The sequence below is a fragment of the Flammeovirga sp. AWQ4_249 genome (assembly GCF_056161045.1).
The window spans coordinates 114,061-139,469 of record NZ_JBSWYJ010000008.1 but is presented as its reverse complement, the minus strand read 5'-3'; the positions used below and the strand labels follow the sequence as shown (position 1 = coordinate 139,469).

Genomic DNA, 25,409 nt, shown 5'->3' with positions numbered 1-25,409 from the left:
TTAACAATCAAAACAGTTAAATAAATAAATCTTGATACAAGGTTATCTATTTCTTCAAGTAATACATCATTAAAACGATCTCAATTCATCATATCATTGACACGGACCTCAACCCGTGCCAGGTAGACAGTAGTTTATAGTTGGGTTAAATCAATTTTTTTATTTAACTGGTTTAATTTGTTTACACTCTAACAAACGGATCTTTTTTCTTCATTGATTTCCCAATTCAGACCAAAAAATTCCCAATAATTGACACCTAGATGTTGTTAACCTAAGCAATGTAAATTATTTAAGAGATTTTCACTTAATGTACTTTTAGAAGATCACATCCTTTTAAATACATCCGTTTTAGTCAGCTACAATCTAATATAAAATCCTCTATGAGTATTCATTTCAATGAAATGATGAGCTATTTATCAATTATCAGTCATTGAAAATCAATTATAAGCTGATAAAAGAAATAGAATCTTTTTAATATTGAAGTCTAACATAAGAAATGACATGAATACAAAAAGATTTTTTTTAATAACAACATTACTCCTTTTCTCTGTATTAACTTTTGGCCAGAAAAAGCAAGGAAGAAAACCTCCAGTAGATATCAAGATTCCTCAAGGTCTTGCATACAAAGAGTTCAATTATGTAGAGGGTGACACGACAAGAGCAACTCAAATGTCCGTTACTTATAACCAAAATAGTAAAAAGAAGAAAAGACCTGTTATCGTCTTTATTCATGGTGGCGGTTGGGCCAAAGGAGATAAAAGTGATGTCACTTGGAAAGCTTTTAATGTTGCAAGAAAAGGCTTTGTTGGTGTAGCTATTAATTACCGTTTGATTTCAGAAGCTCCTTTTCCTCAATGTATTGAAGATGTAAAACATGCTATTCGATTTTTGAAGTCTAAGGAAGGTGAATTACCTATTGATGTAGATTGTATTGGGGTGTGGGGATATAGTGCTGGTGCTCACTTAGCTTTGATGATTGGTCTTTCACCTGAGGAAACATTCAAAAATGATGCATATCCAACGTATACTTCTGCTGTGAAAGGTGTAATGGTTGTTTCTGCTCCTACGGATTTTGTGGCTAGAGCAAAACAAGGTTGGGGAAGTAATTTCTTAAGTGCAGAACAGTTAAAAGATCAGCAGTTTTTAGAAAAAATCTCTCCTGCTTATCATGTATCCACATCACAAATTCCTGTTACAATGATTCATGGTACTGCAGACGATATTGTAAAACCTTTTCATTATGAAAATTTTCAACAGGAATGTGATAAAAAAGGCGTGAAGAACTTCAAATTTACCGCTTTTAAGGATGGAAATCATATGTTCGCATTCAAACGAAGAGAAGAGGTAAAACCTATTTATGAAGCCTTTTTAAATTCTATTAAAGGAAAAACTTTATAAGTAACTCACACAAAATTAATGAAGTCCATTTTATGATATAATTTTAATGAAATGGGCTTTTTTTATTACTTCAAGATGCGATAATTTTGGTAGCGAAATGAAATAAATATTTTTTTAAATGAAACGACTAATCATAGGCCTTGTAGCACTTGGCTTTTTTTCTTGTCAACAACAAGAGACAACAAACAAACAATATTCTTCTTTTCACCCGGGTGAAGTTTGGTTGGATAATCAAGGTAAACATATCAATGCCCACGGTGGTGGAATTCTATCGAAAGATGGAAAATACTATTGGTATGGTGAACATAAAATTGAAGGCAAAGCAGGCAACAAAGCACAAGTTGGTGTACATGTCTATTCTTCAGAAGACCTTTACAATTGGAAAGATGAGGGAATTGCATTAAAAGTAGCTACTGATTCTACTTCGGATATTGCTAAAGGTTGTATTTTAGAACGTCCAAAGGTGATTTTCAATGAAAAAACACAAAAATATGTGATGTGGTTTCACTTGGAATTAAAAGGCAATGGCTACAAATCTGCACGTTCAGGTATTGCGATAGCAGATCATGCAACAGGACCTTTCACTTATGTAAAATCTGTTCGACCTAATCAAAGTACATGGCCGTTAAATGCACAGGAATTTCATAAAGAACCTGTAGGCACAGAAATTCAAGAGCATTATTGTGGTGGAATTGGTTGCCTTCCGAATCATGTAGATTCGCTTAATATCCTTGGACGGGATTTTGAAAAAGGACAAATGGCCAGAGATATGAACTTATTTGTAGATACAGATGGAAAGGCCTATCACATTTATTCATCAGAAGAGAATAGTACTACACATATTGCTCAACTGAGTGATGATTACCTTTCTTATTCTGGAAAATTCACAAGAGTTTTCCCTAACAGATATATGGAAGCACCAACAGTCATGAAAACTTCAGATGGAAAATACTATTTCATTGGTTCTGATTGTACGGGTTGGGATCCTAATGCCGCTCGTTCAGCTGTAGCGGATAATATTTTAGGAGAATGGCAAGAATTGGGCAATCCATGTATTGGAGAAGGTGCAGACCTTACGTTTAAGTCTCAATCTACCTATATCATTCCTGTACAAGGCAAAGAAGATGCTTTTATTTATATGGGTGACCGTTGGAATCCAACTAATGCCATTGATGGTCGATATATTTGGCTTCCAATAGCAATAAAAAAGGATAAATCATTAGAAATTTCTTGGAAAGAAGAATGGGATCTTTCTACATTCTAAGAAGTAAAAAACAAAAAAATAGCCTTAGGTCTTTCATCGAACTAAGGCTATTTTTTTATACAATCGAATAGAAAATATTATTTCATTTCGATGATATTATAAATTAAGGCTGTTGCTTCGTCGCTGCAATTACGATTTCTCTAACGTTCACACCTTGTGGTTGATTGTAAGCATACCAAATAGCGTTGGCTATATCATTAGGATGTAATACTCCACCCATTTCTTCTTTCCAAGCATCATAGCCATCTTTGATTTCTTGAGAAGTTGTATGAGATAGTAACTCCGTTTCTACCGCTCCAGGTGCAATAGTCACCATTCTTACATTATCTAATGCCGCTTCTTCTCGAGCATTTTCAGTAATAGCGTGAACACCGAATTTTGTACCACAGTAAGCTGCATGATTAGGGAAAGTCTTACGACCTGCAATAGAACTAACGTTAATAATTGTCCCTGATTTTCTTGCTCTCATCCCTGGCAACACCGCTTGCATGCCATTCAACACACCCATGATATTGACATCAAACATTTGCTTCCATTCTTTTGGATCTTGCGTCGCTAAATCACCTAAAAGCATAACTCCGGCATTATTCACTATCGCATGAGCAGGACCAAATTTACCTTCAGCATCTTTTACCGCAGCTGCAAAAGTTTCTGTTTCCGTAACATCTACTTTCGCACAAATTGTATTCGGCAAACCTAATGCTTCTACCTTTTCAATTCTTCTTGCGATTAATAATAATGGAAATCCCTTCTCAGAGAATAATCTTGCTGTTGCTTCTCCAATTCCTGAACTTGCCCCTGTAATAACTACTAGGCCTTTCTCATTTTGCATGGTTAACTATCAATTGGTTTCTATAAAACACTCTACCAACAACAAAGTGTTATCGGTAAATATAATTATCTATAAAATTATAAAATACAACGATACTATTTCAACCTTGTTACAATATTCTTGAAGCATTAAAATTTATTGTCAATGTATTGCTATTCGTCCATTTCTAATGGATAACTAAAGACTATACCTTATACTTTTTTGGAATAGGGAAAGCATGAGTATTAGGGTAAATTTGTAGCATACATTAAACATAAAGACGAAAGATATGAATTGCTTAACACATGACAAATTGGTTATTATTGGTGGCGGTGGAATGATCGGTTCTAATATGTTACAAACAGCTTTAATGCTCCAACTTACAGACAATATTATGGTTTATGATCCTTATTTACCCGCTTTAGAAGGTGCGGTGGAAGAAATGAATCATAGTGGATTTGAAGAGATTGATATTCAATTTACAAATGATATTGCAGTTGCATTAAAAGATGCAGATTATATTGTTTCTTCAGGTGGTGCAGCCCGTAAAGCGGGTATGACTCGTGAGGATTTACTTAAAGGAAATGCAGAAATCGCAGCACAGTTGGGTAAAGATATCAAAGCCTATTGTCCTGATGTAAAGCATGTAACTATCGTTTTTAATCCAGCGGATATCACTGGTTTAATTACTTTGATATATTCAGGACTAAAACCCTCTCAAGTCAGTACATTGGCGGCCTTAGATTCTACACGTTTGCAAAGCGAATTGGCAAAATTCTTAGGTATTCCTAAGAAAGCTATTCAAAATCCACGTACATTTGGTGGTCACGGTGAGCAAATGGCGGTATTTTCATCGACTTGTAAAGTAGAAGGAGTACCGTTAGATCAGTTGATAAATGCTGGAAGAATTTCTGAAGAAAATTGGAAAGAAATCCAACAAAAAGTAACCCAAGGCGGTAAAAGAATTATCGAATTAAGAGGACGTTCTTCTTTCCAAAGCCCTGCCTATCTTTCTATTAAAATGATCGAAGCAGCTATGGGTGGTAATCCTTTTACATTACCTGCGGGTGCTTATATTAATGAAGGCAACTTCCAACATATTTTAATGGCTTTAGACACTACAATAACAAATAATGGTTTAACAATAAATATCCCTAAAGGTACTACTGCTGAAATGAACGATCTACAAAAAAGTTATGGTCATTTATGTAAACTAAGAGATGAGGTAATCGAAATGGGAATTTTACCTCCTACTGATCTATGGTCTTCTATCAATGGTAATTTATAAAGTTTGAAGCCCGGAATTAATTCTGGGCTTTTTCTTTAAAAATGTTTTTGTGCTTCAGTTTGTAACTCGCTTATGAATGTTTGCATTGGAGCATTTACTTTTTCCAAAGAGTTTAATATAGCTATTCTTGATTTATATTACTCTGGATATAAATTACTAACATCAATCTTAACTTTACGAATTACAGATTATTTCTTTTAAATATTCACATGCTTCTGTTTCATTCTCAAAAGAGACTAAACCTGATTTTTGACCTTTTTCAGAATAGTATACTTCCCACTTGCCCTTTTTAGCTTCTCTAATACAATAGGCTTCATTAGGATATTCATGACTAAAATTGATCATATTAAATGGATAACCTCTATCGATAATGAATTGTTTAAGGTCATTAATGTTCATTGCTTTTATTATTTATTCAAATTAGAATACTCCTATTTTGTTTCTAAAAATTGAAATGCTTATCAGTTTGTAAATTTAACCATATAAGAATTTCTCAATAGTATTAATCCATAATTACCTTTCTAAGGTACTGCATAAGTATATAATACATCCCAATCACAACCACCGGTAAGACAAGAGAGGATAGCCATAAGAGTAAAAATCCTATTTTTCCAAAAGTGCTTAAATCTTGGACAGGGCTTTGTTGAACTATAACTTTCATCATTGTATAACTATTACCATCATCACAAGGTTAGTATATGTTTTATGATTACTTAAGAATATATTTAGTGATAAATAACCTATTAGAATAACCGTTATAAAGATTAATAAATTTTTCTTGGTTTGTTTGTTTTGCTTAATTAGTCACTTTGAAAATGTAAAACACCATAAATGTTGGCAAGTATAGTTGTGTTTAAATATTATAAATTAAGATTAAATCGGTTAAATGATTTCCAATATTTATCCTTGTAAAGGTCATAAACTATCTCTTCAGAATCCTTGTATTTTTCTTGAAAGGCATATGCTATCTTTGAAGATTTTCTAAAATCTTTACAGGCAAAATAAATTTCTCTAAGATTGTCAGCAGATTGTCTACCGATGTATAAATTGCCATCTATTTCTTTTAATTCCTCATGTAACTTATCTTCCATTACGTCAAGCTTTTTATAAGTTTCCTTATCGGGCATACCATTCGTTGATTCACCATTATATTTAATTTCAATGCTTAAAATCCAAGGGTGAGATGCTTTTCTATCCCATTCTAGCAAATCTGTATTAATTGTAGCCGTTAGTTTTCTTCCGTTTTTTAGTGTCGCATTTAAAACTGAAAATATATCCGATTCAGAACTTATTCTTATTCCGTCATATTTCTCAATAAATTCTTTTTGTCTCCAGATGATGTAGTCTTTTAATTTCCTAATCGGAATTAATTCATTTGTAGCATTCTTCTTTGTTTGGAAATCCAAGTTGTCAATAATATCAATGAAATTTAATTCCCCTAAATAATTGTCTAAGAAAATATAAGTCCCGTTAATTATGTCAGATCTGTTTTCATCATCTAAATCAGTATGTACAATAACGATATCAATGTCATCGGGAAATCTTGCATCTTCATTAGGATAAAAACTTAAATTATCTTTGTTGAATTTCAAACCAGCCATTCCAATTTCAACATTTTCAATATCTGAGGCAGGTTTTAAAGCTGTAAACCTCCAATTGTCAAGTTGTGGAGCAGCATCAATAAGTTCTTCTGTGAAGACTACATTTTTAACAGATCCATCAGGTGTAATTATTAATTCAGCAGTATGATCATCATACATTCCTGCTAGAAAGAAAAAATCTTCTTTTAACTCATCAAGTTTTGGTGTTAATTTATTAAAGAATCTTTTCTCAATATCATTATGCAATTTTACAATCTCAAAAAAATCTTCTTCGTATTTCACGAACCAATCCCAAAAATCTGAATTCGTTTCGATAGGTTGTTCTTTTGTTCTAAAAAAATTTTTAATGAACTCCATTCTATTAGCCCTCTTATTATTTTGTTGTAATTAACAATACATCTCCATCAAATCTTCTGCAAAAGGTAGTATTATTATTCATTTTTTCCGAAGAAAGAATTTCTAAAGATTGAATTGAATTTGAATCAATTTTAGTTATCTCTTTTAAATTGTCATTTAAAGGAATACCGTCAATAATTATCAAACCAATTTTCTTTTTATCCTAACTTCTTTGACCAGTGTATAAGCTGTCCAAATTTAAGTTTTTGAGTTCTAAAATTTCAGTCGATTTTCGTTGAGTAATTTTGAGTTCTTTCTTTTGTTTATAAATTCTGACACTTGCAATATTGTCTTTATTAAGATATAACGTCTCTAAATGAACCTTTTCATTAACTACAAATACTTTATAGTCAACTGAATATTCTTTTAATATTTTGTTTCGATCATATTTAATATTCCGATTGGCACAACTGTAAATTAAAGTCAGTGTTAGCACAAAAATAATGTTCTCATTTTAATTATTTTATCAAAAAAAGTGGTTATAATATTCATTGCCTATTTAATGAACAGTTCCTAAACTAAGAAAAATATGAACTCAACAATGCTATAAATTATTTATTTGTTGAATGCTTAAACTACTAATATTCATTATTTTATTTTTATATATTGGTTTTGATCTAAATTTGAAAGCATGATTTCGTGTATCTGTTCCTACATGGTAAATATTAATCCCTTTTTTAACAAAATACGAATATAATTTATTCATACTATTTAGTTTTCCTGTAGTATAAAGTGAGTCAGGGATTATAACATAATACTCATCAGGAATATATACTGTATCTGGAAAAGAGAGTAAATCATGCATACCTAAATTTGAATAATTTTCAATACTATTCTTAATGAATAAGTATTTGTAAGAATCTGATATTGGTACTTTCTTAAACTCATTCATTGCCGAATCTTTACCATATAAAATGGTAAGAAGTTCATATTTATTGAATGGTTTTTGATTAAGAGAATCTGAAATATTCTCTAATAGATATTCATAATGTTTATTCGATGAATCTTGATATCCCATTCTTTCGAGACTCAATACATAAAAAAGATGATAGTAAGATGACTTTGGGATTGACTTTGATAATTTTTGAAAAAGTTGTACCGTTAAACTATCATTTCCATTATTGTATTCAATATTTATTTTACATTTTATTCCATAAATATTAGTAGAATCCATTTCATAAAGTCTATTCACCAATAATTCATAAGTTTTATCATACTGATGATTTGAGGATAAACTATCGATCTTGTGAACAAGAGATTTAATTGTATCTTCTTTATTTGTCGTTTGTTTATTACAGCTAAATACGATAAAAAGTAATGTTGTCAGAAGTGTATAATTCATTTTGGTGAATATCATAAATACTACATTTGATCTAATTCTGTAAATACCATTATGGCATTATTCTCATTAGTAAAAAAATACCTCCAACTTATCATAAAAAATTAGTTTACTAAAGAATAGTTGGAAGACAATGTAAGATAGATATTGTGAAATTGTAATGCAAAATTCAAAAGTTTTTGCAAATCAAATTTAGTGAGGGATATTAAAAAATAATTCAAATAAAGACCTTCCGAGTAATCGAAAAGTCAATCCTAATTTTCTCCTACAAATCTGCATTTCATGGCTACACCGCCATTGTTCACCTAGGGCTTAATTTTTAGATCAAGCCAAACTAAGGCCTAATTATTATCGTTTGGTGAATAATTTATAACATAACTAGTACTACGTCCACCACTTGATTCTTTCAACATGATTCCTTTTTTTATTAAATCTTGTATATCTCTCAAAGCAGTATCTTGAGAACATTTACAAATTTTACCCCACTTTGTGGTCGTTAATTTACCAGTAAACCCATCCAATAATCTATTAACCATTTTTTTCTGTCTTACATTCATAATAGTTTGTGAATGTAACTTCCAGAACTCAGCTTTCTGTAATACTTTATTTAATGAAATATAGGTACTGTCAAATGAATTTTTTAGACAATCTAAAAACCATATTATCCAATCTGTGATATCTGAAGACCCTTTTTGGGTTTTTTCTAAAATCTCATAATACGCATCTCTCTCTTCCTTTATTTGAGCAGACATACTATAAAACCTTTTTACGCTATTATCAGATCTAGCTAAAATCATATCGGTAATAGCTCTAGTAATTCTTCCATTACCATCTTCAAATGGATGTATTGTGACAAACCATAAATGTACAATAGCTGCCATTAAGACCGGATCTGTCTCTTTTTCATTTTCAATCCAGAGGAGAAGTTTATCCATTTCTTTGTTTACTCTATCAGCACTTGGAGCTTCATAATGGATAGTTTCATTTCCGATAGAACCTGATACTACTTGCATTGGACCTCTTGAGTCTTTTCTCCAATCTGCAACTACAATTTTATACATATTACTCCAACCTGTTGGAAATAGAGCGGAATGCCAACCAAATAGTCTTTCTTTTGTTAAAGGTGTATCATATTTTTGGGTTGCATCTAACATCATTTCAACGATTCCATCAATATGCCTTTCAGAGTTTACAGCTCCAGCAATATCAATTCCAAGTCTTCTAGCAATAGATGAACGTACTTGTTGTTGTTCTAATATTTCACCTTCAATCTCAGACGATTTAATAATCTCAAGAGTCAATGTACTTAACATAGCTTCTTTTTGGATATCAAAACCTAGAGATTCCATGCGTCCAAGAAGTTTGCCTTGTAAATTTCTTGTTTCACTAAGTTTAAGTAAAACTTTTTTTGAGTTCCATTTGAAATCAGTCCAATCTTGTCTTTCGTGTATGTACATAACTAAAGTCCGCATAATTTACGGTAAAAATAATAGTTATTCTCCGCAATTAAAATATTCTCATTAATTTATGCGGATTTTAAGGTGATAATCTCCGCATGAGTAAGTTTAATAAGATTGTTGAAATAGACTTTGATGTAAACTTAACGGTTACGGTTAATATATAAAGCGTAGCATCTCGTTAGGGGGCTATGAATTTATATATAATGTTATCACCTTTTTTTAATTTTTCCATTTTCGTCAATTTGGTATTTCGCAATTATCTGTTCGTTTTTTACCAATTCGATGTTCATTCCTTCCAATAATTTCCCTTCATAAAATTCATTATCTTTATCACTCCACTTGGCAAAATTAATCTTAGAAATCATTTCTCCATTTGGCTTGTAGGTTCTGAATTCAAAAACATAATGTCTTCCCCAGTCTCCATATTCTCTTATTCCATATTCAAGTAGAATGTAGTTAGGTTTAACTATTCTTCCATATGCAAAGTATTCTTTGGAACAAATTAAACTGTCTGTTCTCTGTTCACATCTATTTGTAATCAGTTCTTCAAATTCTGTTTTCGGCAGTAGTTTTTTTAAATTCTCTCTTTCAATCGGAACCACATTAGCACTTTCAGTCAAAAATAGAATTGAGTTATAGTCTGAAAAATCACCATTCGTTATTGAAACCGGAAAGCTTGTATAATTGTCAAATAATTTCATAACTGGATATTCGATATTAGTCAAATCTGAGAAGTTAGTATATTCAGCATTTTCAATTTTTGTCCGCTTTTCACCACAGCTAAGTATTAGTAAAAATCCTAAAGGATATATGATGTTTTTTATTTTCATTATTAATTGGTACTAACGGTTATTGTACATTGTGCTTGTATCCCGCAGGGTGCTATGATTTCATATACACTGTTGCGTGGCGTTATTTTCTCATCCAATAAACATTTTTGTCTTCTTTGTATTTCTTCCATTTAAAATCTTTGTAGAATTCCATATCCTGATTGCTCTTCTTATGACATGACATACATGAAATAGAGGAATTAATTAGCATAACATTGTCAACGGAATATTTTTTCCCATTTACTAAAGGCTGTCTAAATTTTGTAACGTTCATTTCAGCATTCTCTATTCGCTTTTCAAGAGTTTCTTTATAGTCCCAGCTTTCATATTGTGGTATTTGCTTGGCTAGGTCATAAATTTGAATGCCCTTTTTCCAATCCCCAGATTTAACTAACATATCTCCCATGTTTAAATAAAAACCTTCAACATTATGCGGGGCAATCCAACTATTCCAACATGCACGTTTTCTTTTTAAGTTTTCTTCACTTTTCTCCATTGGAAGGTATTTCTGAATCTCTGGGTTTTCCCTGTCAAACTTTTCGCAATAACATTCATCAAGTGTTTTCCATTGCCACTCTAGACCTTTTTGAAACTGCCATGTATCCTCATGCAGTTGACTTAAAACATATCCAATCGTAAAATAGTTAAACTCTTTCCATTTATGGATTGACTTTTTTCCATCAAAATAGCCCTGAGTTGAAAGTTTTTTGTCTTGTGAAATATCTGCTACTGTCATTTTTAAATCAGCCAAAAAGCCAAGTACTCTTGGATCATTAGGATTAAGTCTATAAGATTCTCCAAAATACTTTAAAGCAAGGGTTGCATGGTCTACGATAGTTGGAGGAATTGTGTCTAAATTTTGACGTTCGCTTAATGCCCAGATATGAGTAAAGCCAAGGTGAGTGACTGTTTCAAGATTATTTGGGTTTTCACTGTAAGCTGCTCCTAAATAATAGAGGATACTATCAATCTTATGATAATTACCACCATGAAAATTCATCCAAAAATACTGGTTAGCAAAATTAGAAAGTTCGGACTCTTTGTTGAGATTCTGTGAATCTTTTTTCTTGTTGAGTGTTTGCACAGTAATTGTGCATCCGGCAACCACTATAATTAAAATTGAAACAATTATTTTTCTCATATATTTTCATATTTCATGTCACACTACGATCTATGTAAAATACGTTTTAATGCATTTTTACATATTGTTATGTGGTTTTATTCCAATTTGTCTTTCAATTTCCAAATTCATAATTGGAATTATTCTTTCTTTGGGTATTAGTAGATTTTCTATATTCCCAGAATCAATATGCTCTTTTTGTTCTCTCACAAAATCTGTAATATCCTCAATGCAGACAATTTTGTGATTAGCAAAATCTTCAAGCTCTTTTCCCTTTAATCCTAGTTGAATTGCTCTTCTATCTAATTTTTTCCCTAAGTAATCATGGTCTGGATCCCACTGAAGTCTGACGTTTTTTAGTTCTAATTCTTTACGCCACTGTTCTTCGGTTGAATAGATTTCTTTTTTAAATGAAGAGAATACTGATTTTTGCAAAATTTTTTTAAAATCATCTTTTTCTATCCAAATCGCTAGGATCCTTTCTTGATTCTCTTTTTCAGCCCAACCACTCCTATACATCATCCATAAAAAATTTGGCTTAATCCAGCTCATTCTTGTAAAGCTGAATTCTTTTCCTCCAAAAGTTTGATTTTCAACAGCATAATCAGCAATACTTGATTTATAAGCCTGATAAACAACAATATACTCTTCAAATTCTTCTTCTAATTTACCTGTATTATGATTACTCACATATGATCTATGAATAAGTTTATTACCCAAAATTTGTTGTCCGTATTTGGGTAATATTTGTTGTGATATAACATACTTTTCAAGTGGAATATGAAATGCTCTACGAGATACAGCTCTTAACACTTGCCCTTTTCTTTGCAGTTCTTTTTCCCAATTATCTAACCTTTTCTTTGCAAAACTTGAAATTATTTCATTTGCTTTATCTGCAATGTCTTCTAAATACACTTTAGCTTCTTCTGTACCTATATCTGCAAGTGCCCAAGTACACTTTCTTTGAAGTGGGTATTCATCATCCCAACTACAATACTCAAAATTTGAGAAAGCAACTTTATATAATGATTTAGCCGTAATTGGGTTTTTAGAATACTGGAAACTTCTTGCTAGATCCTCATGTCTTGTATGCCAGTCTGATTCAAAAATTTCACACATTAAGGTCAAAATTTCATTATCTCTTGGGTAATCGTAAATGAGACTGTATCCTGATTCTTCTACCGCATTAGAGTCTTTTGCTGAGATTATCCTCTTAATTTCTTGTAAATCAGATTCTCGTTTTTTCATCTTCTTTTCATTGATTGAAAGCATTTTTCCACATAACATTAAATAAACACAATGGTACAATAACATAGATTTTCTCATTATTATGCCATGGCATTTATTCAATAGAATCAAAGTTATCATTTACGTATTAAAATACCTATATGATAAATAATTATTTTTAGTTGTATTACAAATTATCTCATCAACAATTTTAGTACTTACATGAGTATATTATGGTATTGTTTCATCTAATTCAATTTTCTTCTATTTAATAAGTAAAGAGTAATATTTGCTAAACAATTTCACTTATACCTAATAGTAGACGCCAGAAAAATGGGCTAAACACAAAAAAGCTAGCAATTTCTGTGGTCATTGCTAGCTTTTCTTTGAATATATATTTGACTTTTTAAATCTCCGTAAATATAGCTTGAAGGTCTAATGGATCATTCATTTCTTTTTGCAACTTTACAAGTTTCGCAAAAAGCTCTGCTTTTTTTTCTTGGTATTCTGGAAGGTCTGCAAGATTGACCATTTCTTCTTTGTCTTTTTTCAAATCGAACATGTACATCTTTTTAATCTTAGGATAGATCAATAATTTGTAATCATCCGTTCTGATCATTCTTTGTAAATCAGTTAAATAAGCACCATAGATAGCATCATATGACTTTTCTTTTGTACCCTCGATCAATGGCATTAAGCTATTGAATTCTACATACTCTGGCTTTTCATAGTTGGCTAAATCCAATGTTGAAGCCATCACATCTTGTAAATAAACATCCATATCCAATTTTTTATCTTGAGGGATGTTCGGTCCAATCACATATAATGGTACTCGAACGGAATGATCATACAAGTTTTGTTTGCCTAACAAACCATGTTTACCCATCGCTAAACCATGATCTGCAGTGTAGAAGATGTAAGTATTTTCTAATTGGTTTGTTTCTTTTAGATGCTGGATGATACGCCCGATTTGAGCATCCATATGAGAAAGAATCGCGTAGTATTCTTGCTTGTGTACTTTTACAGAATATTCTGTTCTTGGAAAGGGAGCTAACGCTTCGTCTCTAACCGAAGGACCACATCCGATTTCTACTTTGTTTGGATATTCTGGCTGGAAAGATTTTGGAGTAGAAATGTTTTCAACAGGATATATATCTACATACTCTTTGGGTGATTGTCTTGGATCATGCCCTGCATTAAAGGCTAAATACATAAAGTATGGGTTTTCCTTATTTTTTGCAGCATCAATAAACGCAATAGCATCGTCAGCTAAGACTTCACTCCAGTGTTTTCCACCTTCCCAATAGCCGCCTTTTGTTCTGTCCCAAGGCAACCAAGATTTATCGTTTTTATCTTTTGGCCTAGCGTAGCCATTGGGCATTAAATGTTGGAAGTCTTTTCCGGCTGCTACTGCATCTCTGATTTCGTAAGTATGTTTTGTAAATACCCAAGCATCTTTTGGCATACCTGGACGTTCGTGTTGCACATGATTAAAGACTTTTCCAGAAGGAACTTTTACGTGCCATTTTCCAGACATGTAAGTCTCATAGCCGGCATCCTCCATCATCTGCGACCACATCTGTCTGTCTTCTACTAATTGCTTATAATTTTCATCACTCAACTTATTCGCGTTCCAAACAAAACGGCCAGTATTTAGCATCGTTCTACTCGCTTGGCAAACTGCTGAAGTCCATGCGCCCATATTGTAGGCATGTGAAAAATTTACACCACTTTTGGCAAGTTTATCTAAGTGTGGAGTTCTGATTTCTGTATTGCCATTTGCCGCTGTAGTTTCAAAACATTGGTCATCAGCAAATAGGAAAATAATGTTTGGTTTTTTTTGTTGTTCTACCTCTGTGGAAGAAACACTTTGTTTAGTTTTACAAGCCTGAAAAGCTAGTAAGCTAAGAAGAATAAAAAATGATTTTCTCATGGTAAGTATTATTTTTCTGAAGTAAAATTCACTCCAGCATTTCATTTGATACGTTGAATAAAGACGTTCTTAAAAAGGGTAGTCACACACCAATTCAATCTTTATATTACAACCACTTTATTTTTGAGTGCAGTAATTACAGTATCGAAAGTCATTTTTTTTTCATTGAATTCAAACCTATAATAATTCTCCCCCCTGTATTTGCAAAAAATTACCCCTTAGAAAAAAATATTCTTTACTAAAAGGCCTAAAAACAGGGTTTTGAATGATTTTATCAGAAATAGTTATTCATTAATTATCTCTACTTGCAACAAATTAATAGACGTCGAAAATCAATATTTGAGGTGATTTATGGATTAAAATTCCTTTTCTTCTACTGAAAGCGTCTTTGAATACCGACTAAAGTCACTTACCTTTTTTTTCTTCTTTTTAACGGTAAAACCTGCTTTTTTGAAACTTTGAATAATCAATAAAAAATCATCTTCCTGATCATATTCTCCAAAAGAAAGATCTTTGTATTTTAAATCAGTTTTATCATAAATTTTAATGATCAAATTAAACTTTGAAAATTCCTTCATGAAATGCACATCATAAAAATATCGTTCCTGAAACATCACTTCTTTTACATTCTCAAAGGTTACTTTTAAGATGTTATTTCCTGTAAAATCATGAGCAAAGATCACCTCCGTTTCACCAATACAAACTCCTACTACATGTGTATCATCAATGGCTTTTGAAATTACATAAAATAAGGTAGGAAAGAATAAAAAGAAAGCTCCAATAATAAAGGAATATCTATATCCAACAAATAAAGATAAAAGTAAAAACAGGCTATAAATCACTTCTGAAAAATAAGGGAGTTCAATTTTAGTTTTACTTTGTTTGTAGGGGAAAATCAAGTCTTTATTTTTCATGACTAGTCCTCTTTATGTTTTACCACATTTAAAATTTCATGAAACGCATCACTTATGGTTGGATCTTCTGTTAAATTTAATCCTTTCAATTCACATAATTCTTGAAAGGTCTCTTCAGGCGTTATTTCTGCTAATTCTCTTATCTCAGTAGTACGCTCTACCTCTTGTAATGACATCTTATTTTCGACACCAATTTTTAGTACTTCAATGGTTAATTCATCAATAAAATTATAGATATGATAAATCGGATTTTCATCTAGTTTAGCATCTGTAATCAGCACCTCTACCCATGGCGTCAATTGATGCTCTCCCTTACTTATTTTTTCGAGTTCTAAAAGGCAATAATCAAGGTTACCTTTTACTTTCGTAATTGTTCTGTATACAGGAACATCTACCCGATTGATCTTAATTTCTTTTTCTTTGGTGTCAATAATCACCACTTCTTTGTGATGTTTTATCTCACTGAAACTAAGCATATAAGGGGAGCCAGAATATCGAATATGATCATATTTCACTTTTTGTGCTCTATGAAGGTGTCCTAATGCAACATAATCAAATATCTTTGGAAAATCATCTGCACCAATATCACCCAAGCCTCCGGCAAAAACAGAACGCTCACTTTCAGACGTAGATGTCTCTCCTCCAATAGCAAACAAATGTCCTAAACCGATAACAAGTGTCTTATCATCTGACAGTGCTTCACATGCCTCACTTGCTTTTTGATAATGTTCAATTAAAGCCGTTTTATATCGATCTTGAAGATTTTCAAAAGTGGCTCCAGAAGTTGCTTTCCGAATATCTTGATCTCTCAAATAAGGCACAGCGGCGACCACCAATTTTTGTCCATCTATTTCAAAACCAAAAATCTCATCATTGATATCTTCAGAAACCTTTCCGACAACATTGATATTTAGAAATGTCAAAATATCTTTTGGTGCATTTAATCCAGAAGCACTATCATGATTTCCACCTGTAATCACAATATGTTTACAATCCGTCTTAACTAAATCTGTGAGGAATTTATAATACAGTTTTAGGCTAGAACCAGAAGGTTGAGGCGTATCAAACACATCACCTGAAATTAATACTACATCTATTTTTTCTTTATGAATCAAATCAACCATCCAATCAAGTGTTAAACCTTGTTCCTCTATCTGGGACTGTTCGTGAAGGCGATTTCCAATATGTAAGTCTGCTGTATGTAGTATTTTCATGATGCACTTTAATTTATAGTGAATATGAACAAAAAAACGCTCTTAGAAAACTTTTTTTGTCGTTTCTATTCTAATCTTCTCTCACAGTAATAACTTTAGACATTTAAAACTGAAAGATGAACATTTAGCACTCTTTTTCTAAGACTTTTTATAATAAAATAAGCTAGTAACAGTAAAAAAACCGTTACTAGCTTTATTATATTCTTTGGCAATTAAAATCGTTTTTTATGGCTTACGACTTGTTTTACCATTTTAGAAAATGATTTATCTTTTCTTCGTCTTTCTGCCTCAGAACTTGAAAAGTGTTCTTGTTCTCGATTCAATTTATGGTAATTTTCCAAAGCTTCTTCTGAAATAATTCCTTCTTCAACGGCTTCGATGACAGCACAACCTTTTTCATGTTGATGTGTACAATCTCCAAATTTACAATCTTCAGCATATTCTTGAATCAATGGAAATGTATCTTCTAATGCTTCAGATGAAGAAGCAATACCTACCTCTCTCATTCCTGGATTATCGATAAGTATACCTTCATTTGGCAAAAGGATTAATTCACGATGTGTAGTGGTATGTTTCCCTCTATTCGTCCCTGATCCAATCTCTAATGTCAACATTTGTTCCGTACCTAAAAGCAGATTGACTAAAGTAGATTTTCCAACGCCAGAAGATCCTAGGAAACAATATGTTTTTCCTGATTTTATCATGGAACGTAAAAGATGCACACCTTCAGTATCATTCAACTTAGTAACCATCAAATCTAATTCAGGAAATCTTTCTGCTAGAGAAAGTTGATAGTCCTGCAACGTCTCTTGATCTATTAAATCCGCTTTACTTAATATAAGAATAGGCGTAATTCCTGCATCATAACACAAGACTACATACCTTTCTATTCTATTAAGATTAAAATCACGATTGGCTGAAGTCACGATAAAGGCAAAATCAATATTTGAGGCGATATATTGCACCTCTCCACTTCTACCAATTGCTTGACGTTTGATACTGTTATTTCTGTGAAGAACTTCTTGTATTAATGCTTTTTCTTCATCAAAAGGCATAATCTTTACCCAATCTCCTGTCATGGGAAAATCACTTCTTTCTTCAGCCGTAAAACGTAAATGTCCCATGATTTCAGCATCAAAAATGCCCTTTTCATTTTGGACGATATAGCGTTCTTTATGCTCTGTTATCACTCTTGCCCATTCATCTCTAGTAATGTCTGGATGTGCTGATTCAAGTGAAGAATTAAAACCTAATTGTTCTAATGTTATATTTTTCAATGTCTTAATTATTTGTATGATTTTTTGATTTAATGTATCTAATATTCAGATATAGAAAACCGACAGGTACTCTTAGGAAGTACCCAACACAAGTTGTGGTAAGAAAAGTTGTACCTGCCGGTCTATGCCGAGATCAAGTACACCACAGGTAAGCTATATGTGTTTCTTTTTGTCATACTTTACAAATGTGTCATGAATAAAGCAGTAAAACAAATTTCAATAAATTTATTAACATTTAGACTATAAAAAAGAGTTTGCGAATCAATTGATAAGCAAACTCTAAAACTATAGGTGAATATAAGTTAAACGAATGTTAGTGTCTTACAAGTCGACGAGAGAATTGTCGAACTTGTTTTAGTATAGATAAGCACATTTTATGCTCAATGATATATTTTTATTGGAATAATCTATCGTAATATTTATCCCACAATTCTTCTTCTTCTAATGAAGGGAAATTATACCTTGTACTACTTGAAACCATTAAGGAAGTAAAATAATATGTTCCTTCAATAAATTCTTTTTTATCATGTATATCCCCTCTAAAATCTTGACATAAGGAATGAAATAGCTCATGTACAATCAGTTGACATTCCATATGTACAATACCTAACTTCTTGCTCTTAGGATTAATTTTGATGTCACGCATTACATTAGATTGTCCATGTACATGTGTGGCCAATGAACTATCCCACATGATCTTCACTCTTCTATTACGAAAAGTATAATTATGTTTTTCTGCTTCCGCAATAAACCTTTCAACGTGTTGATGAAATATGGAAATCAAATCATCTGAGGCATATTCAACCACTATATTTCGTGGCGACACACTCATGTCTACATATGCACATGCATTCATTAAAAACATGGACACAATGATTGATAGTATATTTATAAATCGGGTCAAAAGTACAGAATTTATTTGTTTAGGCTTAATCAATAATCAAATGTAGTTAGAAGAAAAATGATTAGCAAATATTTAACAATTTAAAGAAACTAGAAAAGTGTTAAATAATTAATCCTTACTTAAAATTGAAATAACTTTTTCCGCCAAAGGAATATCAGCTGGAGCTAATGAATAATCCAATAAATTTTCTACTTGTACCCAACATTGTTCGAGATGTTCGTTTAATTGTAAATTCCCTTTTAAGATTGTTGCAAAATAAGCATGAATGTCTATACAAAAGTCATCATATGTATGTTTATTAGAAGCAATAAAATTACCTATTTCAACCTCTATGGTTAGTTCTTCTATTAATTCTCGACGCAATGAAGTTTGATGTGTTTCCCCTAATTCTACTTTCCCTCCTGGAAATTCCCATAATCCTCCTTGAGATTTGTGTAAAGGACGCTTTGCTATAAATATTTCTTGATCCTTGTTTAAAATCACACCTGCTACAACAGTTAGCATATTCTTTTTAGTTTAATATTAAATTGTAAATAAAAATGCTGAATCGAATAGTATCAATTCAGCATTTCTATTTAAAATATTACTTTTATTCATCTAATAGAGACATTGAAACTTTATAAATTTCATATTTCCCTCTTTTTCCTTCTGGAAGATGAATTTGTGAAGTTGTAAAGAAAATTTCTCGATGTAAATTCTTCGCAAAAGAATCTGCCCAACGTATCCTGTCATCTTTCAAAAGATGGACAAGTTTTCCCTCTTTAGTATAAACATTTATTCCATTAGACTCTAAACCTCCAAGCCATAGGTTTCCTTGTCTATCAAACAACATTCCATCTGTCGCTGGAATTTCTGCTAACTTTTCAACAGCATCTTCTACTTGTTGAGTAGAAAGGTCTTTATTGAGCAGTACGTCTGTTTTAATTCTATATAATGAATGTGACGAAAGAGCAATGTAATATAAATAAGCATTATCAGGTGTTAAAGCAATACCGTCAGAAGCAATTACATTTTCCCATTTGTAGCCATCACATACTAAGTGATCCACTTCAGCATTGACACTTTTATTTCCTGTCAATAAACGACGAGATTCACCATTATCAATATCCAATACAATAATTCCTCCGTGTCCTGAATCAGTGATGTAAGCAATATCTCTTTCGATATCAATTCTCACATCATTGTAATAAGAGTCCTGAAAGAAATTTTCTTCTGGGAAATTATAAGAACGAATTAATTTATTTTCACTCAAATCAAAAGCGTATAAAACGGGACCTCCGTGCTTTACACCTTTAAATTGTTTATTATTCGTATCTAAAACCCAAAGTCTGTTTTTACCATCACAAACTACACTTTGTACAGCGTGAAATGAAGAAGCACCCGTAGACGCGTTCCACATTTCTGAAGGATACGGTACTGCTTTCCCATTTACAATTTCAGCAACAGACATAGGGATTCTATCCGACCAAGCTGGATAATTGACAAATATTCTTTTGTTTTTGCTCACCGCAATACCTGTCCATTGATTTTCAGATGAGGCAATGAGTGTAAGTGGGTCAACATCTTTTTTTTGATTGTCATGAGAAGATTGTGATTGACATCCCCACATCAATGTAGCAGTCAATACAATACTTAGCAGAGTTATTTTATTTTTCATCTATTAAATTTAGTATCGTTTGTGAAAACAAAGCTAAAAAACTAAAAGTAAATCTTAAAATTACCATTTCAGAAATGATATAAGTTTAGAATAATTAATAATTATTTAATCTCGGCAATACTAAAGTATTGAAAAGTACAATACTTAAAAAGTATTATTTTATATACATGTATGATTTCAAAATAAAATATCAAAAAGGCAATTCATCCTCTTTAAAAAATTGAGGATAATCACTTTTTGATGTAATTATATTAATATCACAGACCACACTTTTCTCATTAACATCTTTCGCTCTGCAATATTCTATTATTCCTTCTTTTCCTGAATTGATTAAGAGTACATTTCCTGCATTAATTGGATATTTCAAAGCTGAATCGATAGGTTTTATTATTCCTAGAACTCTTTTTGATCTGGCAAAATAACTAATTACAAAACGAGAATCATCAGAAGGTTTATCCTGAACTAAAATCACTCTATTGGATAAACTTGCCAATACTTTTGAGGCTTCGATGTATTTATATTCATCAAAAATAGTTTCAGGTGGAAAAGGAGAAATAACACATTCTAAATTAGAATGATAGATGTCATTAGAAGGCAAGTATACCTGATCTATGCCTGAAGAAACGACCTCAATTAAAAAGCTATCTTTTACTTCCTTAAATATATTACCTACCCCTTGCTGATGCATGACAGCAGATACAATTTCTTCTTCGTCAGTAAATTCAGCTAGTTTTTGACTGATAATCTGACCATGTTTATCTGGAGTTTTTGAACCAATAATCCCAACAGTATATTCATTTAGTAAAGTCACATTGCCAATAACATATAAAATAGGCCATAACTCACTAACTTCCTTTATTGCTGCAGGATAATTTTCATTTAAAAAAGAAATCGGCTGTATCTCATACTTCTTACAATTTTCTATAATTGTTTCTGCTGAAGCAATTCCTTTTTCAATATCCTCCAACGTCACTTTATTAATTCGTTTCGTCTGTTCAAATATATTTGTTATCGCCTCTCGTACAGTTGTACTCTCCAAACTTTCTTTTTGGATGATTTCTGCAGAACGAAAAAGGAATTTTGGTCCAAATCCTTTGATATTTAATATTGACAAAACAAGATATTCTATCATTTTTCTAAGAATGTTAATTTACTTTCATTAATAATGTAATATTAAGGCGTTTTTTTTACTTTTTTCTATGAACTAATAAAAAAAAGGTATTATATTGCACATGGGTAAAGAATCATAGGTTAGTCACCTATATAAAAAAACTAGTTGGAATTATTTCCGACTAAAAGCATCTCGATCTTCGGGATGCTTTTATTTTTTTGTAAACTCATAGATTTTACCGTCCTCAGTGAAACCTACTTTTCTAAATAAGTTTTCAGAATCTTCTGAGGCTTGTGTTACAACTGTTTCCACTTCCAACATCTTTGCAAAAGTAATTGCTTGTTCAATCAATTTTTGACCGATACCTTGATTTCTATTTTCTATCATGACGGATAAGTTGTAGATACCTGCAGTTTTTGATGAGAAATCCACAAATAACTCAATCACACCCACTACTACTCCATCTTCATGATAATTCAATAGAATTGTATCTTTTCTCTCTAAAATAGTTTGGTGAACATTATTATAATAGTGAAGTACATTCACATCAAAAGGATCCCAATTATTAGCAATGACAAATGCATTATCAATAATATCTTGTCTATTTTTGACTAACGTAATTTCATCATAAGCACCTGAAGTCAATTGATCGATTTTAGCGGTAAAACCTTTATTAACTCCTGCCTCAAGCACTTCTAATGTATTGAAAATGGACTTAACCTCATCTGTCAGATTATTTTCTGCAATCCAAATACATGATTCTCGAAGTCTATTGTCATAAAATTTCAGTGCTTTATCTAAGCCCTCTTTGGTTAACTTTTTGGGATCATCAATATGAATCACATTAAATGTGTCTGCTTTAAGACCACTATCTATGTAGGAAAGGCCTTCTTCTTCTAATACCTGCATAATGTTACAGAAACTTGGAAGATGAGCAGCGTGTAATGAGAAGTTTTTATCTATTTCTTGTATCATTTTCTTTTTTTTCACAATGTTAGCTTTTTCTATGTTGCGAATCAAAAAAGAATAGATTTGTTAGGAGTCAACTTTAAAACATTAAAGGGATTGCATTATCCATACTTTCCATGAAACTATAGATTTTATTTCCTAAGATTGAGCGTTGCACCTCTTTTGATTGTTGCTCAAACTTAGCATAATTAGTTGCATTGGACTTTGTGTAGGCAAAATTTACAGGCCTAGTCATTATTTGGTAAATAAATAGCATAACACCTAAGCTAAACACCAAACTAGTCCACCTAAATTTATGAGGCATCCATTTTTTTGGTAATAGATTAAGTAGTATGTTGATGATTATGACAGATAGAATGATCAATACCAAATCATAATTATTCCACCACCATATATTTCCAAAACCACCAATGTATTGAGTACTTGGAAAAAATAGATTTACGCCACCCCAAGCACTAGCAGGAGTCGGCATATCTTCTAATAAATGCCCTAGATAGCCAAAGAAAAAAGCAAGATAAAATAAAGGAAAAGAAGATTGTTTTTTGAAAAGATAAACTGATTTATTTTTTATCATCCACCCAATACTAAATAGAGTAAGAATCAACAGAGGTGATAGTATAGAATGTAGTGCAGCATGATGAGAATACCAGAATTTTGAAGAATAAATTACTCTACCACTATTTTGTAGATTGAACAACACTCCAAAAGTTGTATCAAACTTAGACCAATAAGAAATTGCATCTAAATCAGGAAGTGCACCTCCAATACTTCCTATCAAAATGATAAGCGTTTTTGTTTTCCAATCACCTTTGGAAACACTTGCAGCGACTGTTCCAACGGCAGTACCTGTAAGTGTATGTGAAATAATATCCATTCCTTTTTAGTTTACTTTTCAGTCTGTAAGTTAAGTAATGAATCTTAGAATATTTCAATATCCACTTATAAAAGAAAAAAAACACAATAGCGTATTGTCTATTGTGTTTTATTTATTATAATGCTTTCGCTTTTTTATCGATTATTTTTTGTTTCGAGAAACAAGATGCAGGCAATCCCGATTCATTGACCAATAGAGGTACTGCCCTACTATTCCATCCAAATCGAACATATTTAGGTTTTTTGATCTTATCTAAATCTAGAATAACTATACCTTTTTCTACTTTAGCGGTAACTGTCTGGAATTCGAGATCCTCTCCACATATTTCAAAATCACCTTGATCGCCGTCTGCAAAATTTAGACCTTCATTATGTTTAAAGTAAACATATACTTTCTTACCATCTTTGATGATACGATCTAATTTAGGAGATTCTACTGTTTCATTTTCGATCACTTTATAGTGTTTCTTTAAAGCTAATTTAGAAAGACGAATACCAATGATATCTTTTATTTCAGCATATAAATCATAAACATCACTAATATCACTTGTTACAACCATTGCCGTTTTTTTGATATGTAATAGTTGTCGCTGTTGATCTCTAATTTTTGCACCGTGCGTCATTTTTTTGTACTTATAAGGTGCAATTTGAACATAATAAAAAGGTACTTGACCAAATTGATCTCTCATATGATGAATCAATTTGGTCATTTGCTTTTTGTAATCTCCTTTCTTGTTAGGCTGTTCTTTTCCATGAGACCATAGTATACCTGCAAATTTGTAGTCTCTATATTGATACATTAATGCATGATGTGCAATAGCACTGTGGTGTGTTGTAAAAGGTTTATTGTCTACACCTTCATCCACATGAGAAATAAATTTCTTTTCAGCTTCTAATACAGATTCTTTGTACCAGCTATCAATTGGTTCTTCTCCCCAATCTTGTACTACTACACCAACAGGAACATTTAATTTTTCATTAAGATTAAATGCAAAATAGTAACTCAGTTCGCTAATACGACCAAGTGTTGCCTGATTTACTTCCAACCATTTTCCATTTATATCTTCATGCACAAAACCTTTATTGTTATTTTTCACGGTCATTACTCTGATATCAGGAAAAGTATGTCTTCCATAAACTTCCTTTGGAGGATTAATATACTCAGAGAAAGTATCTGTGATATTGGTTTGGCCAACGGCCAGCCAAACTTCACCAATCATAATGTTATCCAAAATAAGGACTTCTTCTCCTGATTCTATGGATATAACATATTTATTAAAGCTACCTTCGGGTGTAACCAAAGTAACTTTCCAGTTTTTATTATCACCAATTATGGTAGTAACCGAATTACCCCATGATGGAGTGATCTCTATTTTTTGACCAGGTTTACCCCACCCCCAAATTGATATTTCTGATTCTTGTTGAAGAACCATATTATTTGAAAATAGATTACTAACCGAGAGGGCAAAAGAAGTAATAGAGCATAAAATTAATAGTACAATAAGTAATAACTGCTTTTTCATCGCGTTGGTAACATTAACAGTAGATAGTTGTAGAAGTTAAGTATTTTGAAGTTCTGTAAAGTAATATACTAGCAGATGAGTCGCTTCTAACAATAGTTACTGTTATGGTTAAATTAAAGTTGAATTGTTACTAACAAGATTATTATAAAATCTCTTAAAAAACAAATTTTTCAATGGATAAATGCAAGTAAAAAATGGCCCGCAAAAATCGACCGCAAATATCATAAAATACTGAAAATAGGATAATTAAGGCAATACGAAAGAAATAAAAAAGGTATACGAGAATTAAATTCAGCGTAT

Annotated in this window: 22 protein-coding genes; 3 read left to right on the top strand and 19 right to left on the bottom strand. The window is 31.8% G+C overall.

The window, feature by feature from the left end; all coding sequences use genetic code 11:
• Nucleotides 1-501: 501 nt before the first annotated feature.
• On the top strand, nucleotides 502-1,398 hold the full coding sequence (locus ACXAHM_RS08880; RefSeq protein ID WP_474960073.1) for an alpha/beta hydrolase fold domain-containing protein: 897 nt from the start codon (nucleotides 502-504) through the stop codon (nucleotides 1,396-1,398).
• A 118-nt stretch (nucleotides 1,399-1,516) separates the two neighbouring features.
• Nucleotides 1,517-2,662 (top strand): glycoside hydrolase family 43 protein, encoded by a 1,146-nt coding sequence (locus ACXAHM_RS08875; RefSeq protein ID WP_474960072.1) that lies wholly within the window; start codon nucleotides 1,517-1,519, stop codon nucleotides 2,660-2,662.
• Nucleotides 2,663-2,765: 103 nt separating this feature from the next.
• Here ACXAHM_RS08875 and ACXAHM_RS08870 read toward each other — a convergent pair whose 3' ends face one another.
• Nucleotides 2,766-3,494, bottom strand: a complete 729-nt coding sequence (locus tag ACXAHM_RS08870; RefSeq protein WP_474960071.1) for an SDR family oxidoreductase — start codon at nucleotides 3,492-3,494, stop codon at nucleotides 2,766-2,768.
• A gap of 268 nt (nucleotides 3,495-3,762) precedes the next feature.
• On the opposite strand from ACXAHM_RS08870, the gene ACXAHM_RS08865 reads away from it, so the two are divergent.
• A complete protein-coding gene (locus ACXAHM_RS08865; RefSeq protein ID WP_474960070.1) occupies nucleotides 3,763-4,761 on the top strand; it encodes a malate dehydrogenase in 999 nt (332 codons plus the stop codon).
• 174 nt (nucleotides 4,762-4,935) lie between these two features.
• Here ACXAHM_RS08865 and ACXAHM_RS08860 read toward each other — a convergent pair whose 3' ends face one another.
• The 18 genes from ACXAHM_RS08860 to ACXAHM_RS08775 form a co-directional block, all read right to left on the bottom strand.
• Nucleotides 4,936-5,160 (bottom strand): hypothetical protein, encoded by a 225-nt coding sequence (locus ACXAHM_RS08860; RefSeq protein ID WP_474960069.1) that lies wholly within the window; start codon nucleotides 5,158-5,160, stop codon nucleotides 4,936-4,938.
• A 461-nt stretch (nucleotides 5,161-5,621) separates the two neighbouring features.
• Nucleotides 5,622-6,719, bottom strand: a complete 1,098-nt coding sequence (locus tag ACXAHM_RS08855; RefSeq protein WP_474960068.1) for a DUF695 domain-containing protein — start codon at nucleotides 6,717-6,719, stop codon at nucleotides 5,622-5,624.
• Nucleotides 6,720-7,302: 583 nt separating this feature from the next.
• Nucleotides 7,303-8,100 (bottom strand): hypothetical protein, encoded by a 798-nt coding sequence (locus ACXAHM_RS08850; RefSeq protein ID WP_474960067.1) that lies wholly within the window; start codon nucleotides 8,098-8,100, stop codon nucleotides 7,303-7,305.
• 338 nt (nucleotides 8,101-8,438) lie between these two features.
• Nucleotides 8,439-9,569: a Fic family protein gene (locus ACXAHM_RS08845; RefSeq protein ID WP_474960066.1), complete on the bottom strand. Its 1,131-nt coding sequence runs from the start codon at nucleotides 9,567-9,569 to the stop codon at nucleotides 8,439-8,441.
• Between the two features lie 197 nt (nucleotides 9,570-9,766).
• The gene (locus ACXAHM_RS08840) at nucleotides 9,767-10,387 is read right to left on the bottom strand and encodes a hypothetical protein (protein ID WP_474960065.1); all 621 of its coding nucleotides are present in this window, start codon (nucleotides 10,385-10,387) and stop codon (nucleotides 9,767-9,769) included.
• Nucleotides 10,388-10,469: 82 nt separating this feature from the next.
• Nucleotides 10,470-11,528, bottom strand: a complete 1,059-nt coding sequence (locus ACXAHM_RS08835; protein WP_474960064.1) for a hypothetical protein — start codon at nucleotides 11,526-11,528, stop codon at nucleotides 10,470-10,472.
• 57 nt (nucleotides 11,529-11,585) lie between these two features.
• On the bottom strand, nucleotides 11,586-12,755 hold the full coding sequence (locus tag ACXAHM_RS08830; RefSeq protein WP_474960063.1) for a DUF4291 domain-containing protein: 1,170 nt from the start codon (nucleotides 12,753-12,755) through the stop codon (nucleotides 11,586-11,588).
• 385 nt (nucleotides 12,756-13,140) lie between these two features.
• Nucleotides 13,141-14,667, bottom strand: a complete 1,527-nt coding sequence (locus tag ACXAHM_RS08825) for a sulfatase family protein (protein ID WP_474960062.1) — start codon at nucleotides 14,665-14,667, stop codon at nucleotides 13,141-13,143.
• 356 nt (nucleotides 14,668-15,023) lie between these two features.
• Nucleotides 15,024-15,581: a hypothetical protein gene (locus ACXAHM_RS08820; RefSeq protein WP_474960061.1), complete on the bottom strand. Its 558-nt coding sequence runs from the start codon at nucleotides 15,579-15,581 to the stop codon at nucleotides 15,024-15,026.
• 2 nt (nucleotides 15,582-15,583) lie between these two features.
• Nucleotides 15,584-16,795: an exonuclease SbcCD subunit D C-terminal domain-containing protein gene (locus ACXAHM_RS08815; RefSeq protein ID WP_474960060.1), complete on the bottom strand. Its 1,212-nt coding sequence runs from the start codon at nucleotides 16,793-16,795 to the stop codon at nucleotides 15,584-15,586.
• 212 nt (nucleotides 16,796-17,007) lie between these two features.
• Entirely contained in the window at nucleotides 17,008-18,072 is a 1,065-nt protein-coding gene (gene rsgA, locus ACXAHM_RS08810; protein ID WP_474960059.1) for a ribosome small subunit-dependent GTPase A, read from the bottom strand.
• Nucleotides 18,073-18,466: 394 nt separating this feature from the next.
• Nucleotides 18,467-18,904 carry a hypothetical protein gene (locus tag ACXAHM_RS08805; RefSeq protein ID WP_474960058.1) on the bottom strand — a complete coding sequence of 146 codons (438 nt, stop codon included), beginning with the start codon at nucleotides 18,902-18,904 and terminating at the stop codon, nucleotides 18,467-18,469.
• Nucleotides 18,905-19,084: 180 nt separating this feature from the next.
• On the bottom strand, nucleotides 19,085-19,480 hold the full coding sequence (locus tag ACXAHM_RS08800; RefSeq protein ID WP_474960057.1) for a (deoxy)nucleoside triphosphate pyrophosphohydrolase: 396 nt from the start codon (nucleotides 19,478-19,480) through the stop codon (nucleotides 19,085-19,087).
• Between the two features lie 85 nt (nucleotides 19,481-19,565).
• Nucleotides 19,566-20,633: an SMP-30/gluconolactonase/LRE family protein gene (locus ACXAHM_RS08795; RefSeq protein ID WP_474960056.1), complete on the bottom strand. Its 1,068-nt coding sequence runs from the start codon at nucleotides 20,631-20,633 to the stop codon at nucleotides 19,566-19,568.
• Nucleotides 20,634-20,823: 190 nt separating this feature from the next.
• Nucleotides 20,824-21,765, bottom strand: a complete 942-nt coding sequence (locus ACXAHM_RS08790; protein ID WP_474960055.1) for a DNA-processing protein DprA — start codon at nucleotides 21,763-21,765, stop codon at nucleotides 20,824-20,826.
• A 189-nt stretch (nucleotides 21,766-21,954) separates the two neighbouring features.
• On the bottom strand, nucleotides 21,955-22,719 hold the full coding sequence (locus tag ACXAHM_RS08785; RefSeq protein WP_474960054.1) for a GNAT family N-acetyltransferase: 765 nt from the start codon (nucleotides 22,717-22,719) through the stop codon (nucleotides 21,955-21,957).
• A gap of 73 nt (nucleotides 22,720-22,792) precedes the next feature.
• Nucleotides 22,793-23,587 carry a metal-dependent hydrolase gene (locus ACXAHM_RS08780; protein WP_474960053.1) on the bottom strand — a complete coding sequence of 265 codons (795 nt, stop codon included), beginning with the start codon at nucleotides 23,585-23,587 and terminating at the stop codon, nucleotides 22,793-22,795.
• Nucleotides 23,588-23,702: 115 nt separating this feature from the next.
• Nucleotides 23,703-25,109, bottom strand: coding sequence for a sialate O-acetylesterase (locus ACXAHM_RS08775; protein ID WP_474960052.1), 1,407 nt, complete (start codon nucleotides 25,107-25,109; stop codon nucleotides 23,703-23,705).
• Between the last annotated feature and the right edge of the window lie 300 nt (nucleotides 25,110-25,409).